The organism is Prevotella phocaeensis, from assembly GCF_900065875.1.
Taxonomy (GTDB): domain Bacteria; phylum Bacteroidota; class Bacteroidia; order Bacteroidales; family Bacteroidaceae; genus Prevotella; species Prevotella phocaeensis.
In genome coordinates, this window is sequence record NZ_LT160626.1 from 272023 (window position 1) to 293191 (window position 21169).

The following is a 21169-nucleotide window of genomic DNA, read 5'->3' on the forward strand; positions in this document are numbered from 1 at the left end:
ATTATTTTCGTTAATTTTGCCACCAATAATGACCGCACGAAAATCGGACGAAAACACAGCTTAACTATAATGTTTGTCTTTGCTTCGTTGTAAGAGAGGGCGGAAGAAATCGGAATTTTATTACTGTTAAATGATATATCATGAATAGAAAAATTGAATTTTTGGCTGGAGTAGCTATAATGTTCGGCACGTCTGCCAACACCGTGTCGGCGAAAAATAACAATGCCTTATCCGAGATACAAGTGGCAGCTCAAGACAATACAAAGCTGAAAACCAATCGTCCACCTATGGAGAAACGCCTGTTTGTGTCGGATGCAGTGGAGAAAAAAATCAAAGAAGTGAAGAAACTCCTAAAAGATAATCCCTATCTTGCGTGGATGTTCGAGAACTGTTTCCCGAATACGATGGACACGACCGTGCATTTCGACGGCAAAGACGATACCTTCGTGTACACCGGCGACATACATGCAATGTGGTTGCGCGACTCGGGTGCGCAGGTCTGGCCTTATGTACGCTTCGCCAATCAGGATGCCAAACTCAAGAAGATGCTGCGGGGTGTCATCCTCAGACAGTTGAAGTGCATCAATATCGATCCCTATGCAAACGCTTTCAACATGGGGCCTACGGGGAGCGAATTTGATAAGGACATTACCGACATGAAGCCCGAATTGCACGAACGCAAGTACGAGATCGACTCGCTTTGCTACCCCTTGCGCCTTGCCTACTACTATTGGCAGGTCACGGGCGATACATCTGTGTTCGGCGAAGAGTGGATGCAGGCGATGAAGAACATTCTAAAAGTATTCCATGATCAGCAACGTAAAAGTGGTTACGGGCCTTATAAGTTCGAAAGATGGACTACTCGCCCAACCGAAACCATGGCCAATGGCGGATTAGGAACGCCGGTGAAGCCTGTCGGACTGATTGCATCGGCATTCCGTCCGTCTGATGATGCAACCACATTCCTCTTCCTTATTCCTTCTAACTTTATGGCTGTAAGCTCGTTGCGCAAGGCTGCAGAGATATTGAATAAGGTGAACGGTGATGCAGCATTGGCCGGTCAGTGCACGACTTTGGCCGATGAAGTGGCGGCAGCACTGAAAAAATATGCCGTTTACGATCATCCCAAATACGGTAAAATATATGCTTTCGAGGTAGACGGTTATGGAAGTCAGCTACTTATGGACGATGCCAATGTGCCGAGCCTGTTGGGTATGGCTTATTTAGGAGATGTAGATGCGAACGATCCCATTTATCAGAATACCCGTCGTTTCGTTTGGAGCGACGACAATCCCTACTTCTTCAAAGGAAAAGCAGGGCAAGGTATCGGCGGTCCGCATACGGGCTACAACATGATTTGGCCCATGACGATTATGATGAAAGCCTTTACAAGCACCGATGATGCGGAGATTAAGCAGTGTATAGAGGCACTGCAGCGCACGGATGCAGGCACCGGATTTATGCATGAATCGTTTAATAAAGACGACGCAGCGAACTTTACCCGCTCGTGGTTCGCATGGCAAAACACGCTGTTCGGCGAACTGATACTGAAACTGATAGATGATGGAAAGATCGACTTGCTCGTTCAAGCCAGACGATAATTAAATATAGATTTTTTAATTTTGGGGTTTATGGTCGTTATGTTGACTGTAAACCTCTTGCGTATGGCAGTCTCTATAGGCGTAACTCGATGCGTAAGTAGTTGAAAAACAATGATTAACTGAGGATGGCGATAAATAATTGCGAAAAATATCTTATATGTATATAATTCGGATGCTATATGTCTGCTTCTTGAATATTTTCGTATTTTTATCGGTTATTTTTGATAATTTGAAGCATATTTTCTTTTTTTACCAAAAAAAGTTATATCTTTGTAGCACCTTAACTGAAATACATAAAAAAGTAATTTCTTTTGATCAACATCATCCTTTTAGGTGATAAAGATCGTAGACTGGATATTAAATTAGATTAACTAAGAACATAAAACTTGAATGAAAAGAATTTTTATGCTTGCTGTCGCATGCGTTTTAACTATGTATGTAGGGGCGCAGACAGCAGAGGTTTTTAAGCCTTATAAGGCTACAAACCTGTGTTTGCCATCGGTACCTTTAGTGGTTTCGGATCCTTATTTCTCTGTTTGGTCGCCTTACGACAAGCTAACCGACGGAACAACACGGCATTGGACGAACGATGAAAAGCCGTTGGACGGACTGCTTCGGGTAGATGGAGTGACCTATCGTTTTATGGGTGCGGAGCAGGAATATATTCTTGAACCGGTTGTACCTATGGCAGATGAGGCGGCGTGGAGTGCATCTGTTACCCGTAAAAAGCCGGAAACGGGGTGGCAGACCGTAAACTTTGATGCGAATGGATGGAAAGATGAACAGGGCGCTTTCGGTTCGCAGGAGTATCCGGATGTAAGAACACGCTGGACAGAGGAGCATTCCGATATCTATGTGCGCCGTACAGTCGAGCTGAACAATGCGGATGCAGACGCCGATCTGTATCTGATTTATTCTCATGATGACGTTTTCGAATTGTATATCAACGGCACGAAAGTGGTCGATACGGGCGAAACGTGGAAAACAGGCGAGGTACTTCACCTTGACGGAAAGTTGAAAGGACTGTTGAAATCGGGCCGTAATCTGATTGCAGCTCACTGTCATAACACTACCGGAGGAGCTTATTTGGACTTCGGAGTGTTCAAGAACGTGAAGAAGAAAGGTGCCGAAGTGAAGACTGCTGTACAGAAGAGCGTCGACGTACTTGCCACGAACACCTATTATACTTTTAAGTGCGGGCCGGTAGAGCTTGATGTTGTGTTTACCGCACCGATGTTAATCGATAATTTAGATCTGCTGTCTACACCTATTAATTATATATCCTATCAAGTTCGTTCCACGGATAAGAAAGCGCACAATGTGCAGTTCTACCTCGGTGCCTCGCCGCTAATGGCCGTAAACAAGGCTAATCAACCAACGGTGTCTACGCATGGAAGCAAAGACGGAATTGATTTCCTGAAGACCGGAACCATCGATCAGCCGATATTAGCCAAGACGGGTGACGGTATTTGTATAGACTGGGGCTACCTGTATCTGCCTGCGGTGAATGGCGAAGTGAGCCTTGCACCGGTGCAAGAGATGGAAAATAGTTTTATTTCTTCAGGCAAATTAGCACCTTCGCAGAAAAAGATTGTGAGCTACAAGGCATCGCAAATGCCTGCATTGGCGTATGTACACGACTTCGGAACAATGCAAACGGGGGCGAGCTTCGCCATGCTTGGCTACGACGAAATATACGATATCGAGTACATGTATCATCGTTATAAAGGTTATTGGGCACGCGATGGTAAGACCATCTTCCAAGCTTTCAACGAACTGAAGCAGGGATATGGACGGATAATGGGCGAATGTCGTGCGCTTGACAAGCGTATCTACGACGACGGGCTGGCCGCCGGAAATGCAAAATATGCCGAAATACTTTCGGGTTCTTATCGACATGTCATCGCTGCACACAAGCTCTTCCGCGATAATGAGGGAAATCTGCTCTTCTTCTCCAAGGAGAATAACTCCAACGGGTGCGTAAATACGGTAGACCTTACCTATCCCAGTGCACCGCTGTTCCTTATATATAATCCCGAATTACAAAAGGGAATGATGACGAGTATCTTCGAGTATAGCCGTTCGGGACGATGGACGAAACCTTTCGCTGCGCATGATTTGGGAACTTATCCGCGGGCAAACGGACAGGTGTATGGCGGCGATATGCCACTCGAGGAGGCTGGCAATATGCTTACTCTTGCTGCGATACTTGCCGACCTTGATGGAAATGTGAATTATGTAAGCAAATACTGGGACATTATGCAGACGTGGGCAAACTATTTGGCCGAGAATGGACAGAATCCTTCTAACCAACTATGTACCGACGATTTCGCCGGACATTGGGCACACAATTGCAACCTTTCCATCAAAGCCATTATGGGTGTGGCCGGATTTGCAAAGATGGCACGCATGAAAGGAGATATTGCAACGGCAGACAAATATATGGCAAAGGCTAAAGAAATGGCTGCCAAGTGGGAGCAGGATGCCCGCGAAGGCGACCATTATCGGCTGGCTTTCGACCGTACAGGCACATGGAGCCAGAAATATAATATGGTGTGGGACAAGCTGTGGGGCACGAATATCTTTCCTAACGATGCCATGAACCGCGAAATTAAGTATTATCTCGGCCGCCAGAATAAGTACGGTTTGCCACTCGACAGCCGTAAGGATTATACTAAGAGCGACTGGATTATGTGGACTGCAGCCATGTCTAACGATAACAAAACGTTCCTCAAGTTCGTCGATCCTTTGTATACATATATTGAAGAGACACCCTCGAGAGTGCCTATCAGCGACTGGCATGACACTAAGACCGCCAAGATGATAGGTTTTAAAGCGCGTTCCGTGATCGGTGGCTATTGGATGAAAGTGCTTGCCGATAAACTTGCAAAGAAACGATAAAATTTTGATAATAACTTAATAACTATAATTATGAATAGAAACCTTAAAACTATGCGTTTTATTCCGTTAGGGATTTTCGCAGCGTTGTTGATGCTGTTTGTAATGACGAGTTGTAACGATTCGACAACTGTACAGGACTATGTCGGAGTACAGAGTTCTGATCCGTATGATCCTTCCAAGCCGGTAAGCATCTCCAAGTTTACTCCGGAGTCAGGCGGTGTAGGGCAGCAACTCGTTATTTATGGCAGCAATTTCGGAAACGACACCTCTAAAGTGAAGGTTAATATAGGAGGAAAGGCGGCCCGACTTGTCAGTGTAAAGGGCAATTGTTTGTATTGCTACGTGCCTTCGGGAGCTTTTACTGGAAAAATAGCCGTTACTGTGGGCGATACTTCTGTAGGAACTCAAACCGCAGAGGCTTCTAAGAATTTTGACTATTTGCGGAAGATGGTGGTCGGTAAGTTGTGCGGATACAAGAACGAACGCGACGATCAAGGGTGGAACGACGGGCCTTTTGAAACCTGTTCCGGTTTCCGTAATTACGGTGTTATGCAGTTCTCGCCTTATAATCATGATCAACTGTTTATTGTTTATGATCAAGAACCTTATTACGGAAATGTTGCGCATGGTATCCAATTACTCGACTTAAAGGAGAAGAATGTAAAAACCATATTGCCTTTAAGCATGTTTAGCAACGAACGCTTGCGTACGATCGATTTTGCTGTCGATCCGTTCAAGTACGATGACAGCGGCACGATTTTAGGACGTAGCGATGATGCGTGGCTCGCAAGTGCTACTGCCGAACAAAAGCGTTGGCGTGAACATCTTATCATTTCTGCCGATAATGACGATAATAATTATCAAGCCCACTCCGTGTATATCGTAGACCGTGATGCAAATGGAGAGTTCAGCAGCACTTCTCCTCATCGTCTTCTTGCTTGCTATCGCCAGTGTAATGGTGCCTCGCTCCATCCTGTAAACGGCGAACTTTACTTTACCAGCTACACCAATGGCGAGGTTTTACGCCTTGATATGGAAAAGTATTGGGAGTCTGTTGAGGCATCGACAGCATGGAATCCTTATGCCAATGATAATTTGTATGACTCTGCGAGCGGTTCTTCTACAGGAACGGGTGCTTTTGAAAAACTGTTCACTATTCAAGATACGGCTTGGGAATTTCAAATAGACATCCATCCTTCTGGCAAGTATGCTTATATTGTCGTTATCAATCGCAATTATATTCTCCGTACTGATTATGATGAGCGTACTAAACGTTTCTCTCCTCCTTATCAAGTTGCAGGCCAGATGAAAGTAGGCGGTTTTACCGATGGTGTAGGAAAGAATGTACTGATGAATCATCCTTATCAGGGTACTTTCGTTAAGAACGATGAATATGTAAAAGAAGGACGCGATGATGTGTACGACTTTTATTTTTGCGATAGTTATAATAATGCAATCAGGTATCTTACTCCGGAGGGTATTGTTAGAACTTATGCCGGAGGAAGCGCTGCAACTCATGCCGATGGTAAAACGGAAGGAAATGAAAATGGAGAGCTTCGTAGTGTTGCGCGTTTCAATAATCCTACAGGATTGGTGAATGATTTCCATAGAGATGCTATTACAGGAGAGAATACGCTTATATTCTATATTTTGGATTCTCGAAACTGTACTATTAGAACGATTACGATGGAAGAAAATACAAGTAATTAAGTAAAACTTGTTAATATCTATGAATATGAAAAAATATTTAGTAATGCTGATTGTGCTGTTGGGTATGGCTGTTAATGCCTTGGCACAGGAACGGCTTGAAATTACCGGTACCGTATCCGATGCGCAGGGCGATCCGATCATCGGTGTTAATGTAACCGTTAAAGACGCTACAGGACTTGGTGTAATTACAGACATCAACGGTCACTATAAGATAAGAGTGGAACGTTACAAGACACTGGTGTTCTCTTATATCGGTTTCCAGAATGTGGAAGTACTGATTACAGGCGACAAGACTGTTGTCAATGTAACATTGAGTGAAGAAAAAATCAATGCAGTCGACGAAGTGGTGGTTACGGGTATGGGAACCCAAAAGAAACTTACGGTAACGGGAGCTGTTACGAATGTTGACGTGGATAATTTAAAACATTATTCCACCTCTAACTTTACGAATGCCCTTGCCGGAAATGTCCCGGGTATCATGGCTTTCCAAACATCTGGACAGCCCGGTAGGAATACATCGGAATTCTGGATTCGCGGAATTTCTACTTTCGGTGCAGGTAAATCTGCTTACATTCTTGTAGACGGTTTCGAACGTGAGAATATCAATGATATCAACATTGAAGATATCGAATCTTTCTCGGTTCTGAAAGATGCTTCGGCAACGGCTATTTATGGTTCCAAAGGTGCTAATGGCGTTATCTTGATTACCACCAAGCACGGTAAAGCCGGAAAGATCAATATTAGTGGAAAAGTAGAAACTTCTTATAACACACGTACGATAACTCCGGAGTTCGAAAACGGAGAAAGATATGCCAATTTAATTAACGAGGCGCGTATCACACGTAACTACGGTGTGCTTTACAGACCGGAAGAAATAGAACTTATCAAGTCGGGACTTGATCCTGATATGTATCCTAATGTAGACTGGAAAGATTTGTTATTGAAAGACGGAGCTTTCAGTTATCGTGCCAATCTGAACCTTAGTGGCGGCGGTGAAACGTCACGTTACTATGCTTCCATGTCGTATACCGAAGATCAAGGCATGTATAAGACCGATGAAACTTTAAAAAAGAAGTACGATACAAATGCCAATTATAAGCGTTGGAACTACCGTTTAAACGTGGATATCGATATAACTAAGACAACTGTATTGAAGCTCGGTATCTCCGGCGACTTATCTAAACGCAACAGTCCGGGGCTTGGCGATGATCAAGTATGGGGACAGATACTCGGTTATAATCCTTTGTATTCTCCTGTATTGTATTCAAACGGATACGTACCGTCGAGAGGGTATAAGGATAGTAATGGGAACCTTCAAGTTGCTTATGTTAATCCATGGGTGTCTGCAACGCAAACAGGATATAATCAAAATTGGGAGAACAATATTCAGACGAATGTAACCTTGGAACAGAATTTGGACTTCATAACAAAAGGATTGCATTTTACCGGCCGCTTTGGCTATGATACCTATAATAAGAATAATATTCATCATCGTCGTATTCCTGCTCTGTATTCGGCAACTAAACGCGATACCGATACGGGCGAGATAATATTCGAGAAGATGTTAGATGCTCGTGATATGTATCAGTTTACGGAGAACGACGGTTCGCGTCGCGAATTCTTGGATTTGCTCTTGCACTGGGATCGCCAGTTTGCCAAGGCTCATAATTTGGGTGTAAACGTAAAGTTTACCCAAGATGAGGACATCACTACGCAAAATCTTGGTACCGATATAAAGAATTCTGTCTCAAGAAAGAATATGGGATTGGCCAGTCAGTTCACCTATAATTATAAGAATCGTTATTTCTTGGATTATAACTTTGGTTATAATGGTTCCGAGAACTTTGCCGACGGACATCGTTGGGGCTTTTTCCCTGCATGGTCTGTGGCATGGAATATTGGTGAAGAACCTATCGTTCAAAAGGTGGCTCCTTGGTTGAACATGTTCAAGGTACGTTATTCACATGGTAAGGTGGGGAATGATGATATGAGAAGAGGAGATGAGAGAATCCGCTTCCCCTATCTTTATAACATCGGGAGTACCGGAGATGCAATACAATATAATTTTGGATTGGCCGGTAGTACATGGGCTTGGTATCGCGGATTGCATTATACGCAGATGGCTTCGAACAATGTTACTTGGGAAGTTGCACACAAGAATGATGTCGGTATAGACCTTGTTTTGTTTGATAATAAGTTCTCTCTGACTATGGACTACTTTAATGAAAAGCGTACCGGTATTTATACAGAACGTAAATATCTGCCGGGAATAACAGGTCTTGAGCTTAACAGTAGCAACTACCCAAGAGCCAATGTGGGTGCTGTAAGATCGCGTGGTTTCGACGGCAACTTCAAATACGAGCAGAATATCGGAAAGGTAGGTGTAACCGTGCGAGGCAATGTTACCTACAGCAAGAACGAGATACTTGAATACGATGAGGAAAATAATGTTTATCCTTACCAAAATCAGAAAGGCTACCGTGTGGATCAAGTGCGCGGACTCGTAGCTCTCGGATTGTTCAAAGACTATGATGATATCCGCAACAGTCCAACGCAACAGTTCGGAACCGTCCAGCCCGGTGATATCAAGTATAAGGATGTCAATGGCGACGGTGTTATTAATAGTGGCGATGAAGTGGCGATCGGTGCGACAAGCAGACCGAACTTGATTTATGGTCTCGGCTTTTCTGTGCGGTGGAAAGGTTTCGACTTCAATATGCACTTCCAAGGTGCGGGCAAGTCTACGTTCCTGATTTATGGTAAGTGCGTTTATGCATTCAGCGAAGGACAGTGGGGCAATATCTTCAAGGGTATGCTCGATGACCGTTGGATTTCTTCTGATATTTCAGGAACCACGGCTACCGAGAACCCCAATGCATCTTATCCGCGTTTGAGTTACGGAGGGAATAATAATAACTATCGCGCTTCTACTTATTGGCTTCGCGACGGCCGTTATCTCCGTTTGAAGAATCTTGATTTTGGTTATACCTTGCCCAAAACATTGGTAACCAAACTCCATTTTACGAATATTCGCTTCTATGTATCGGGAAGCAATTTGCTTTTCTTGTCCAAGAAGTTCGATACATGGGATCCTGAATCGCTCCAGCCACGTGGTGAGGATTATCCTATCACAAAGGCAATAACGGCAGGTGTGCAATTAAGTCTTTAAAAATATGATAATTATGAATAAGAAATTTTCTATATTCTTGATGTCGATTATCGGTGCAGGAGCTCTTCTCAACTCATGTGTAGACCTCGACTCAGACAAATATTTCGAGGATCGTAAAACGCTCGAATCTGTGTTTTCCGAAAAAACACAGTCGGAGGAGTGGCTTGCATACGCCTATTCGTTCCTCAAAGGTGTGAATGCAGAAGTAGGAACAAAGGGCGGAACCGGTGGCGGTGGCGGGGCATTTAATCCTTTCTGCTTCGACGACGATATGTATTATGGCGACCGCGATAATATATATGGTGATAGTAAAGACGGCAATTTCGCTTCTTACAATGCATTTCATGAAGGCAGGTACGACGAGAATGTGGGACAAGAAGCATGGTATAATTGCTACAAGGGCATCTTCCAAGCATCTGTATTCATCCATAATATTTACCGTAATAAAGAGATGACGCCCGAACAGATCGAAGATTATCGGGGGCAAGCCCGTTTTGTACGTGCCTATTATTATTGGTTATTGCTCCGTAAATACGGTCCTGTTCCAATTATTCCTGATGATGGCATAGACTACACACAGAGCTATGATGACATTGCAACGCCACGCAGTACCTATGAAGAGGTAGCCAACTATATTTCTTCAGAGATGATACAGGCTGCCAAAGAGATAAAGTACACCAAGCGTGATGAGGGAAATGCAGCTCGTCCGACTAAGGGGGCTTGCTTGGCAACGCGTGCTATTGCTTACATTTATGCGGCGAGTCCGTTGGCAAATGGGCAATTGGCAAACGGCAGTCATCCTGCCGGTGTGACGGATGCCGCAGCCAAACAGTTGGTTAATTACGATGGTACACCCTTGCTCACCATGCAGTACGATGAAGCTAAATGGGCACGTGCTGCAGCGGCTTGTAAAGATGTGATGAATCTTGGTGTGTATGACTTGTATCATGCGAGCTATCGCAATTCGGCCACAGATGATGCTCCGGTTACAATAACTCCTCCCGATGACGGTAATTTCTCTACGAAGAATTGGCCTAATGGCTGGAAAGATATCGATCCGTATTTGTCTTATCGTAGCTTGTTCGATGGAGTTGTAAATGCTGCAGAAAATCCCGAATTGATTTTCTCACGCGTCAGCAACATCTCAACAAGCGATAATGAGTTCGGTATTGGTGCGCTGGTTGTGCATGAAATGCCCGTAAGTCTTGGCGGATGGAATACTCACGGACTGACACAAAAGATGGTAGATGCCTACTATATGAACGACGGAACAGATGTTCCCGGTAAAGACAGCGAGATGAATGGTGGGGATGGTTCCGAGCGCGTAACGGGGTGGACTACTCGTGCCGATATCCGTAACGGACTTTATCCGGAGCTTTCGGCCAGCGTTTCGAAAGGCGGAATAAACGTATCTTTGCAATATGTCAAGCGTGAACCTCGTTTCTATGCCTCTGTAGCATTCAACGGTTCTGTTTGGGAGTGCCTTGGTGATCCCTCGGTAGCTAAACGCAATAAACAGATTTTCTATTATCGTGCAGGCGGTAACGGATATCTGAATGCGTTCTCTTATCTGCGTACCGGTATCGGTTGCAGGAAATGGTATAACCCTTACGACTATATTTCGAATACAAGCGATCGTTATTCTACAATTCGTGAAAAAGTAGAAACCGCTATTCGTTATGCAGATATCCTGTTGATGTATGCTGAAGCATTGAACGAACTCAACGGTACTTACCAAATCGCTTCATGGGATGGCTCTACTACTTATACCATCGGCCGTGATGTAGAAGAGATGAAAAAGGGCATCAATCCCGTTCGTATTCGTGCCGGATTGCCCGACTACACAAGTGCAGAATATTCAGATAAGGATGTACTGCGTACCAAAATCAAGCGTGAGCGCATGATAGAATTTATGGGAGAAGGCAAGCGTTACTTCGATCTTCGCCGTTGGATGGATGCTCCGATCGAGGAGTCGAAAAGGGTGTATGGTCTAAATGTGTTCCAAACACAGGCCAAACGAGACGAATTCCAGAAAGTAATTCCTACCTATAACCTATCGGCAACTTTCTCTGACAGAATGTATTTCTGGCCGATTTCTCATAGCGAATTGAAACGAAACAAGAAGTTAACCCAAAATCCGGGGTGGACTTATAATGATTAATTGTAAATTAGAATGAATATGAAACACATATCTATATTCAAGATGTTTCTGTTGTCAATGTTACTATTGACTGCATCATGCAATGATGAATGGACAAAAGAGCAATATGTACAGTATGTCAGTTTCAAAGCTCCGCTCAATGATAATGGCGTAACTGCAGTTTATGTGCCTTATAGCCGCCATACCGATGACGGCAATCTGCAGTTTGGAGAGGCCGGACTTTCAAACTATTTGTTGCCGCTTATTATAAGCGGTTCTACACAGAATGGCAATAATATTACCGTACATGTGGCGCATGATACCGATACATTAGGCATTCTGAACTACGCTCGCTATCAAAATCGCAGCGACCTTTATTATGTGGACATGAGCAACTATGCTACATATCCGGAAACAGTTGCAGTTAATTCGGGAGAGGATATAGGTTTGCTCGACATCCGTTTCAATTTCAAGAACATCAATATGGTTGACAAGTGGGTGCTGCCCATCAAAATATTGAACGATGCGTCGTATAACTACGTCCCCCATCCCCGCAAGAATTATGCAAAGGCAATGCTTCGTATTTATCCTTACAATAATTTCTCGGGAGATTATTCTGCTACGACGTTGACGCTTGCCAATAGTGATGATCCGGCAAATGCCATCGGCCTTGAAACGTCGCGTGCTTATGTTGTAGATGAAAATACGGTGTTCTTTTATGCCGGAAATATCGATGAAACTCGTACCGACCGCGCCAAATACAAAATATATGCCCGCTTTAACGGTGAGACGCAAGGAACGGTTACCTTTTGGTCGGATAATGCCGATCTTAAATTCCAGACAGACGGCAAGGCTTCTTTCCGTATCTACGAGCAGATGGATGAGGTGAGACCTTACCTGAAGCATCGCTATGTAATCATCAATAATGTAAACTACACTTACGTGGATTATACTTCTGTGCCGGGCTATGAGATGTCTTACACGGCCCAAGGCACGTTAACACTCGAACGCAAGCTCAATACACAGATTAAAAATCCTGATTATGCAATTCAATGGTCAGAGGAAGGGCAATAACAGGATGAGTAAATTCAGATTATCTATTATATTAATGGTGCTGTCTCTCTTTGGGGGCAGTACCGTTAGAGTTTCTGCCCAAACGGCAAAAATAAAGGTGGTAGACGGTCCCGATCGCCATGTCCGCAGTACAAATTATATTAATAGTCGAGCTCCATTGCAGCAGGTGGCTTTTATGAAACTCCCTGTTGGCAGCATCAGGCCTGCCGGATGGTTGGGGCGTTACTTGGAATTACAGCGCGACGGACTTACCGGTCATCTCGGCGAAATATCGGCTTGGCTGGATAAAAACAACAATGCATGGCTGACAAACGGCGGAGACCACGGTTGGGAAGAGGTGCCTTACTGGCTCAAGGGTTACAGCAGTCTTGCCTATATCCTCGGCGACAAGAAGATGATAGCCGAGACAAAGACGTGGATCGAGGCCGTGTTCAAGAGCCAGCGTGCCGACGGATCGTTCGGACCTGTCAACTTATCGAACGGCAAACCGGAGCTCTGGGCGCAGATGATCATGCTCACCACGCTGCAGTCTTACTATGAATATACAGGTGACCGGCGTGTTATCGACCTGATGACCAAGTACTTCAAGTGGGAACTCTCGCTTCCCGACGACCATTTTCTTGAGGATTATTGGGAGAAAAGCCGCGGTGGAGATAACCTTTATACCGTGCTTTGGCTCTATAACCGTACGGGCAATACCTTTCTGCTCGACTTGGCACGGAAGATACACCGCAATACCGCCGACTGGTGTCAGGCCTCCACGCTTCCCAATTGGCATAACGTGAATATTGCGGAATGCTTTCGCGAGCCTGCTACTTATTACATGCTCACAGGCGAAAAGGTTTTTCTTGATGCTTCGTATAATGATCAGCAACTCATTCGTCGTACGTTCGGACAGGTGCCGGGCGGCATGTTCGGCGCCGATGAGAATGCACGCATGGGATATATCGATCCGCGTCAGGGTGTTGAAACCTGCGGAATGGTGGAGCAGATGGCATCCGACGAGATTATGCTTCGGTTCACCGGAGACACTTATTGGGCAGATAATTGCGAAGATGTTGCCTTTAATACCTATCCTGCAGCCGTCATGCCAGACTTCAAGGCGTTGCGTTATATCACCTCGCCCAACATGGTGCAGAGCGATTCTAAAAACCATCATCCGGGCATAGACAACAGCGGCCCTTTCCTTTCCATGAATCCTTTCAGCAGCCGTTGCTGCCAGCATAATCATTCGCAAGGATGGCCTTATTATTCCGAGAACTTGATCTATGCCACCCCCGACAATGGTGTCGCCATGGCGTTGTATGCAGCTTGCGAGGCAGAAGTGAAGGTGGAAGGAAACAAGAAAGTAACGATAACGGAGACAACCGATTATCCTTTCAGCGACAAAATACGTTTCACCATTAGCAAGGGCGGCGGGCGTTTCCCCATATATTTGCGTATTCCTTCGTGGACAAACAATGCCGAAGTAAGTATCAACGGTGTGAAACAGAACGCGGAGCTTGTAAGCGGCAAGTATATTCGTATGGTGTATAACTGGAAGAAGGGCGATGTAATAACGTTACATGTACCGATGGCACTGCATATACGCCGGTGGCAAGTCAACAAAAACAGTGCGAGCATCGACTATGGCCCGCTGACACTCTCGCTCAAGATCAAAGAACGATATGTACAACGCAGTAGCACTGAAACCGCTATCGGCGACAGCAAATGGCAGAAAAATGCCGATGCATCGCAGTGGCCTGCGTGGGAGATTTATGCCGATAGCCCGTGGAACTATGCTTTATTGGTAGCTCCAAATAGTTCGCTTGGTATTTTCGAGATACTAAAAAAGCCGATGCCTGCGGATAACTTCCCATTCTCGTTAGAAAATGTACCCTTGGAATTTAGGGCTAAAGGTCGTCGCATTCCCTCGTGGAAAATAGATGAAACTGGCCTCTGTGGTGTACTTCCCGCCGAAGATGCTGTAAAAAGTGATACTTTAGAGACTATTACTCTGGTGCCGATGGGTGCGGCTCGTCTCAGAATTTCGGCCTTTCCCGTTGCAAAGAAGTAACTAATGAAAGAACATTCTCGCTTTTCTTGGAGAACAATACCAAGAAAAGCAAGAATTATCTGTGGCATCATTAATCATCGTCATCGTCGTAGTGTTTATAATGTCTGTGGTGTTTATGATGCTTATATTTGAAGTCTCCGTGCGGTCGATCCCACCCATCGCGCGGCCCGCAATATGGTCTGGGAGGCGGAGGACAGTAACGCGGCGCCCGATAACGCGGTGCATATGAACGGATGTTGAGTACTATGCCACCGTTACGCCACGACAGCGGACGATAGAAATAGTCGGTTCCGATGAATAGGCTCCACTGTCTGCCGCTCAGAGCCACGCGCAGTGCCGAGTTTCGGGTGCGCCAATGACGTGTGTAGAGGTCGTCGTAATCGTCTACGCTAAGCAGATATTCGAGGTTCGTGCGGTATACGCGCCGGTATTCTCGTGGCGAAAGTCCCAACTCATATGCCATTTTGTCGGTTAAGTAACGTGCCTCCTCGCAGGCTTCTCTGTACCCCATTGCGTTGGCCGACAGCGCTATTGCAACCGAAGCAGCCACTATCATCAGTAATCGTTTCATAATCGTAGGTTTTTATATTGTTAGACATTCTCTTTCTGTATCTCCGAGGAAATATTGTTTCCTGTATTGATCTACTGCAAAGGTAGCCAAGCCTCGCCGTATCAAAGAAGAGTTTTACCTAAAACAGATTAGGGAAATGCCTCTTTTGCAGGGGGATTTCCCTTTCGTGGAGCGAGGGAGTGTGGAGAGTGGAGTGAACGGGCGTGTTGTATAGAGAGCTGAAGAATAACCGTAGGTTTAAGAAAATAGGATTGAGTATTTATGCTCTGTCTGACTATCAGGAGGAACAAAGGCCCGATACAACGGATAAAGTGCGAATGCATTTGTATATTGAAGGTATCTGCATCGAATTGGGCAATTTGAATAACTATCTTACTTATACGGCCGATCCTTCGGCTGCATATCGGGATCATCTGCAACTTCGCGATTTTACAACCATGCCCGATATTCCCCGTTTTTCTTATGAAGGAATTGTAAACGAGGCGAAATACATAGATGTAATATGGTTCAATAAGCAAGGGTACGCTTTCCCGAAGTGCGTATTTGAAGTGGTCGACAGCGTTAGCACACTCAATGGGGCCTTTAACAGAAGCTTTCAGTTAAAGAATTTTGATACGAGTTTTACGATCGTGGCACCCGAAAAGCACCGTAATAAATACGAACGGACTCTTGAATTGGAGATATATAAGCCCCAAGAGAATAGGTTTAACTTTATAAACTATGATGATATTATCGATTTTTATGAAACTTCTGTAAGAAGGAACCGTATGGAAGTGAAGCTTTTCGGCTGATGTTTATTGGGCAGAAATGGTAGTCGTGTTTTTGATAAAATAATCATCAAAAGCAGATACTGCCACGAGATAATTTTATCGGATGTGTTGCCTATGTAGGTTAGACGTGGCGTTTGTGCCCGGCAGACAGATGGTTTAATAGAATTATAGAGACCTGCCATGCATAAGTCCTTATAAAAATACGATAAAAGCAATATTATCCTAAAAGATTTGGGTAAGCTAAATCCTTATGGTACAGCAGTCAACCATCTACCTTTCATCATTTGTCTTTTATTTAAAAGCAAGTTGAATTCCTGTAATGCAGATATTAGGCATTCATCATAATCAAATTATTTTTTATCTCCATTCTTTTATTTTATCCTTTAAATATGGGCTAAGTCTAAGATTTATAACATATTCTTTCCCTTGGAAAAGGGAGCTGTGGTGGGAATTGTACATGATAAATCAACTCAATCGATCCCTTCTCAATTTTTTCTTTATACGGGGAGAAATATTTTTAGTAGAATTACGAAAGACAGTTTCGGCTCTCCTCTTTCCCCGTTTTTCTTTCTTCATATACCCGATACATCCCATAAAAAATACCATGAAGAACTATAGTCGTTATATTAGGAAAGGCAGTGTTTGGGTGTTATCTTTGCATTGTCAATCAGAAAGGTTGACCGCACAGCGGAACGAAAAGTGCAGAGGATGACGCCGGCTATAGTCTGATACGCATGAAAAACATCGTAAACCGCAACGCGAATGGTTTAATTTATAAATAATGTATTATTATGTCAGTACTTTTTAAACTTTATCAGAACAACAACAAGAAGTCTGCCTATAAGGGTAAGTGGTATGCTCGTGCGGTGATGACCGATATGGTGGATACGGCTGCCTTGGCAGAGAAGATCGAACGCAACTGTACGGTGAAGCGCAGTGATGTGGTAGCTGTGTTGACCGAACTCATAGAAGTGATGCGCGATGAGTTGCAGGCAAGCCATGCAGTAAAGCTCAATGGTTTCGGTATCTTTAGGGTTGGACTGACTACAGCGCCCGCTAATGAGCCGAAAAACTTTAATGTTACCGAGAATATCAAGGGCTATCATCTGAATTTCTGCCCCGAAATGACGGGCGGAGGCACCAAAGGTTCTCACCGCAAGCGTGCATTTCTGCATGGTATTACGGCACAGTTGAGTCCGGAGCATAAAGTAGAGAAGACCAAAACACCTGCCCAGCCCGGCGAACATGCCTAAGAGTTGTTCGGCCCGATTGTTACAGGAACGGTCTACGGATTGGTAACCAATTTTATTAACCTTTGTAGTCGCCGGCTGTCGTACATGGCAGTCGGGGGCCACGTAAAACACAAAAAATATGAGTAATGCTATGAATAACAACGATTGGAAGGTAATCATCAAGATCGTAATCACCGTCGCTACCGCTATTCTCGGTATCTTAGGCGGACAGAAGACGCTGGAAGGATAGGCCTTCTCCTTTCCCTCTTTTAAGGAGAGGAGTGGGAGGAGGGATGAAGGAATAGGGATTTAGCGAGGAGTGAGAACCTTGTTCAACCTCTTCAGAGGAGCAGAAGAAAGGTTTTATTTTGTAGGAAGTGGGTGGGAAAAGCCCTGCAATGTAAACGAAAAATCCTTCTGTTACATAAGGCAGTAGAGACTTGGCTTGTCTAAGTTTCTACTGTTTTGTATTCTTAATTTTGTGGGTTCGAGCGGATGGCACGTTTGTATAAGTCGAACATTCTTACAGTTTCGTTCTTTGACTTTGTGGAATTAAATAAGATAGGTAGAGAAAAAGCATAGCTTTCAGTTACTTGCAATGACAGTTAAAGGAAGATATAACCGCTTATCTTTTGTACGACCATCTTCATTACTCAGTCTTTCTTTCTGTCATCGTGAGAGGGTAGAGGGGAGTCTGCAGGGGGAGCTATTACTACCACCTTTCCATTGCAAACTCTGAATTTGATATCCATGTTGTAAAAAGACATGCCGTAAGTCTTGGTGTCATCGCTGTGATAATGCGGACGCGGATCGAGTTCAAGCGTTTTGCGCAGTACTTCTGTGCGTTCCGGCCCTAACTGAGAAGCGAGATGTGCGGGTATCTTCACTGTTAAACGCACAATGGGATGTGCGTCTACAAAGCCACTCCGGGCCTTCGGGTGACTATCTGCATAGGTAATGTAAGGCTTAATGTCGAAGATAGGTGTGCCATTCATCAGGTCGGCACCGAGCACATGAATGACACATCGCTCGAAGTCAACCTTCTTGATACGTACCGATGAGAGGCCCAAGCCGTTCGGGCGGAACGGCGACCGCGTAGCCCATACGCCCATACGCGTGTTGCCTCCGAGTAACGGAGGGCGAACCGTTGGACTTATAGTTTCGTGTTTGTTGGCCGAGAATTGCCATATTATCCATAAATAATCGAACTCTTCGAGTCCTCGTAAGGCATCCCGATTGCGGTATTCGGGCTCGAAAACGATTTCGCCTTCGAGCGCTTTCACCAATCCGCTTTGCTTGGGAATGCCGAATTTGGTACTGAAAGGAGAATGGAAATGTGCTATCGGAGTCATCGGAATGAGGAAATAGTGCCTGCAGACGTTATATCGCCCACACAAGCATGGTAATAAAAGTGATGATACCTGCATATAGCGGCACGTATTCATGCTTCAAATTCTTGCCCGCGGGCTTATATATATGCGTGTCTTCTCCGCGCAGTCGTTGGAAAATATAGTAGATGACCGAGGCCGCAACAAAACCAATAAGCATGCCGAACAACAGGTCGAACGGATAATGAACGCCGAGATAGAGGCGCGAATAGCATATTACGAGTGCCCAAAATATCATGAAAGCCGACAGAATATGGCGTCTGAAAAGGTAAATGATGAAGAAAGTAAACGACCAACAGTTGGCGGCATGAGCCGACGGGCAACTGAAATTACCACCCCGATAGCCGTCTACGATGTGGACGAAAGAGCTGATCGGGTTATGTAGGTTAGCCGGTCGGAGCCGACCTATCCACGGACGTATGAAGGTAGATGTTACTTGATCGGAGATTGTAATGAGTATCACGATGACCGAAAGGCAGATTATATTGACGCGAAGAGGGAAGTTTCGGAACATCATGTAAATAAAACTCAGGTAGAATGGCAACCATATACGGCGGTCGCTGCATAGCATCATGAAAACATCCCAGTACGAGTTGTGCCAATTGTTGATGGCAAGAAACATATCGCGGTCTAAATCTAACAGCGGTTGAAGGATGTTTATTGTCAGGATAGGCATCGTTATCGGTGTTTTAAGTTTATCGTTTGTCTATGTCGTCGTACAGCTTTTGCAAGTATGCCTTGCTGCGTTCAAGGTTTTGCCCGGGGCATTTGCCTGTGTTGAGTTTTACTTTCGACGACGAATTATCGTAGATCAGTTGGTTGTCTTCGGTCACCATACCGAAAGCGTCGGGCACGGCAAAGAAGGCGAAGTGGGGTGCATGTGGGTTCAACATGTTTTTGCTGAAAATCATTTTGCGGTGATCTATGCCGAGTTGACCGAGCAGTGTGGCTGCGATATCTTGCTGTGAACCGATGGTATGCACCGTGCGTGTTCGGCGTATAGCGCCTCCTGTGAAAATCAGAGGTATATGGTATCTTGAAAGCTGGTAATAGCTAAGTTTCTCGGGATAGGCTCCCAAGTGGTCTGGAACGATTACTATGAGGGTGTTCTTCCACTGCGGAAGCGTGCGAAATGTGTCGACAAAGCGCCCTAAACAGCTGTCTGTATAGGCAAAAGCATTGAGTGATTGGGTTCGGAAACGGTTGCAAGGCACGTCGAAAGGTTCGTGCGAACTCAATGTTTGCACCACAGTGAACGTCGGGACCTTACTTTTGCAGCGTTTAAAATCGTTGAGTACGCGATCGAATACCACATGATCTGGGGCTCCCCACTTACTTCTTCTGGTGGAGATGGGGAAGTCTGTCTCCGATACAATGCTGCCGAAGCCCGACGAAACAAGGTAAGAGCGCATGTTACAGAAGTCGGCATCGCCTCCATAATAGTACTTCGAGCGATATCCCTTCTGCTTTAAAATGCTACAGATAGAGGGTATATGTTCCGTTTTATGGGGATATTTCATGATGCTCATGGTGGGTTGGGCAGGGTAGCCACTAAGAATAGCTACGAGACCTCGGTCGGTTCTGAAGCTATTAGCATAGAAATTGTCGAAATAGATGCCCTCGTGAGCTAAACTGTCTATGCAGTGCGTTACTTTTACACCGTTCTCGCGTGTCTGCATCAGCTTTACCGAAAAGCTTTCCAATACTACGAATACGATGTTCGGGCGCCTTGTTGTAAAGAGACTGTCATTCAGTGTATCGGGCTTATGTTCTATCATTTCGTTAAACAACTCGGTGGCCCGTTTGTCGTCCATAAAGCGATATTGTGCCGTAAAGTCTTCCTCATGGGCGAATGCTTCCATAAAACTGAACAGCGGGTTTACCGCTGCATGGTTCAAAGGCATGTGCTCACTGTAATACACTTTCCCCGTATTGGTGGTAGAGGTGGTAAATCCGCCGCGGATAGGAATAAATAGTGACGCCGTAAGGATGGTTATCAGTGCTGTACAGAGCACTCGTTTAGGGGTGCCTTTTCCACCGATTTTCCACGCCATGAGTAATATACGATAGATAAGGAATGCACATACGATGATGGCAACCGCACCGCCCAATACGAACCAAAGGCTTACACTGGCGAGCGCATTGGTAGGTGAAGATAAGAAATAGAATAGGGGAGTGGTATCTAAAGGGATGCCCCAAAAGCTGTAGAGGGCAATGTTTACAACGAAAGCCGTGGCCACGATGGTGGCTGCAATACCGAAATATATGCGTACAATAATATGTAGAGCGCGCGAAGAAGTCCATACCGTTGCAATTAGAATCAATGCCGGAAGTGCTGTGAGGTATGCTGCAAGAGCAAAATCGAGGGGGAGTCCGTGCAATATCACGCCGAACCAATCGATGGCGTTGCAACTTTTATATAATCCGAAATGGCATAACATGAACAACGGTTTCTGCATCATGAACACCAACACCCATGAAAAATAAACCGCAAAAAACTTTTTTATATAGATTATCATACTCAAGATCAGCCTATAAAAATAGTTTGCATTCTTCT

14 protein-coding genes are annotated in these 21169 nt (G+C 44.8%); 10 read left to right on the forward strand and 4 right to left on the reverse strand.

The features are described 5' to 3' along the window. Nucleotides 1–140 precede the first annotated feature (140 nt). From BN3912_RS09315 to BN3912_RS09345, 7 genes are all read left to right on the forward strand, one after another. Complete coding sequence (locus tag BN3912_RS09315) at nt 141–1601, forward strand: glycoside hydrolase family 125 protein (protein WP_023983510.1); 1461 nt, start codon at nt 141–143, stop codon at nt 1599–1601. A 390-nt stretch (nt 1602–1991) separates the two neighbouring features. Further along, nucleotides 1992–4502, forward strand: coding sequence for a glutaminase family protein (locus tag BN3912_RS09320; RefSeq protein WP_023983509.1), 2511 nt, complete (start codon nt 1992–1994; stop codon nt 4500–4502). 30 nt (nt 4503–4532) lie between these two features. Continuing rightward, nucleotides 4533–6212: an IPT/TIG domain-containing protein gene (locus tag BN3912_RS09325; RefSeq protein ID WP_023983508.1), complete on the forward strand. Its 1680-nt coding sequence runs from the start codon at nt 4533–4535 to the stop codon at nt 6210–6212. Between the two features lie 19 nt (nt 6213–6231). Then, on the forward strand, nt 6232–9381 hold the full coding sequence (locus BN3912_RS09330; protein ID WP_064972305.1) for a SusC/RagA family TonB-linked outer membrane protein: 3150 nt from the start codon (nt 6232–6234) through the stop codon (nt 9379–9381). 13 nt (nt 9382–9394) lie between these two features. Then, nucleotides 9395–11542, forward strand: a complete 2148-nt coding sequence (locus tag BN3912_RS09335; protein WP_023983506.1) for a RagB/SusD family nutrient uptake outer membrane protein — start codon at nt 9395–9397, stop codon at nt 11540–11542. Nucleotides 11543–11554: 12 nt separating this feature from the next. Then, nucleotides 11555–12595 (forward strand): DUF4973 domain-containing protein, encoded by a 1041-nt coding sequence (locus BN3912_RS09340; protein WP_036859006.1) that lies wholly within the window; start codon nt 11555–11557, stop codon nt 12593–12595. A gap of 34 nt (nt 12596–12629) precedes the next feature. Next, nucleotides 12630–14651 carry a beta-L-arabinofuranosidase domain-containing protein gene (locus BN3912_RS09345; RefSeq protein ID WP_230204699.1) on the forward strand — a complete coding sequence of 674 codons (2022 nt, stop codon included), beginning with the start codon at nt 12630–12632 and terminating at the stop codon, nt 14649–14651. A 70-nt stretch (nt 14652–14721) separates the two neighbouring features. Here BN3912_RS09345 and BN3912_RS09350 read toward each other — a convergent pair whose 3' ends face one another. Next, nucleotides 14722–15222 (reverse strand): hypothetical protein, encoded by a 501-nt coding sequence (locus BN3912_RS09350; RefSeq protein WP_023983503.1) that lies wholly within the window; start codon nt 15220–15222, stop codon nt 14722–14724. Nucleotides 15223–15425: 203 nt separating this feature from the next. Between BN3912_RS09350 and BN3912_RS09355 the strand changes: the two genes are divergently transcribed. The 3 genes from BN3912_RS09355 to BN3912_RS12215 all read left to right on the forward strand — a co-directional run bounded on the left by BN3912_RS09355 (nt 15426) and on the right by BN3912_RS12215 (nt 17474). Next, complete coding sequence (locus BN3912_RS09355; protein WP_051403421.1) at nt 15426–16013, forward strand: hypothetical protein; 588 nt, start codon at nt 15426–15428, stop codon at nt 16011–16013. Nucleotides 16014–16783: 770 nt separating this feature from the next. Continuing rightward, nucleotides 16784–17245, forward strand: coding sequence for an HU family DNA-binding protein (locus BN3912_RS09360; RefSeq protein WP_023983501.1), 462 nt, complete (start codon nt 16784–16786; stop codon nt 17243–17245). A gap of 118 nt (nt 17246–17363) precedes the next feature. Next, a complete protein-coding gene (locus BN3912_RS12215; protein WP_016665218.1) occupies nt 17364–17474 on the forward strand; it encodes a smalltalk protein in 111 nt (36 codons plus the stop codon). Between the two features lie 403 nt (nt 17475–17877). Here BN3912_RS12215 and tsaA read toward each other — a convergent pair whose 3' ends face one another. The 3 genes from tsaA to BN3912_RS09375 are packed head-to-tail and all read right to left on the reverse strand — an operon-like array spanning nt 17878 to nt 21131. Then, nucleotides 17878–18576: a tRNA (N6-threonylcarbamoyladenosine(37)-N6)-methyltransferase TrmO gene (gene tsaA / locus BN3912_RS09365; protein ID WP_023983500.1), complete on the reverse strand. Its 699-nt coding sequence runs from the start codon at nt 18574–18576 to the stop codon at nt 17878–17880. 28 nt (nt 18577–18604) lie between these two features. After that, complete coding sequence (locus BN3912_RS09370; RefSeq protein WP_023983499.1) at nt 18605–19288, reverse strand: phosphatase PAP2 family protein; 684 nt, start codon at nt 19286–19288, stop codon at nt 18605–18607. A gap of 19 nt (nt 19289–19307) precedes the next feature. Further along, complete coding sequence (locus BN3912_RS09375) at nt 19308–21131, reverse strand: LTA synthase family protein (RefSeq protein ID WP_023983498.1); 1824 nt, start codon at nt 21129–21131, stop codon at nt 19308–19310. Nucleotides 21132–21169 lie beyond the last annotated feature (38 nt).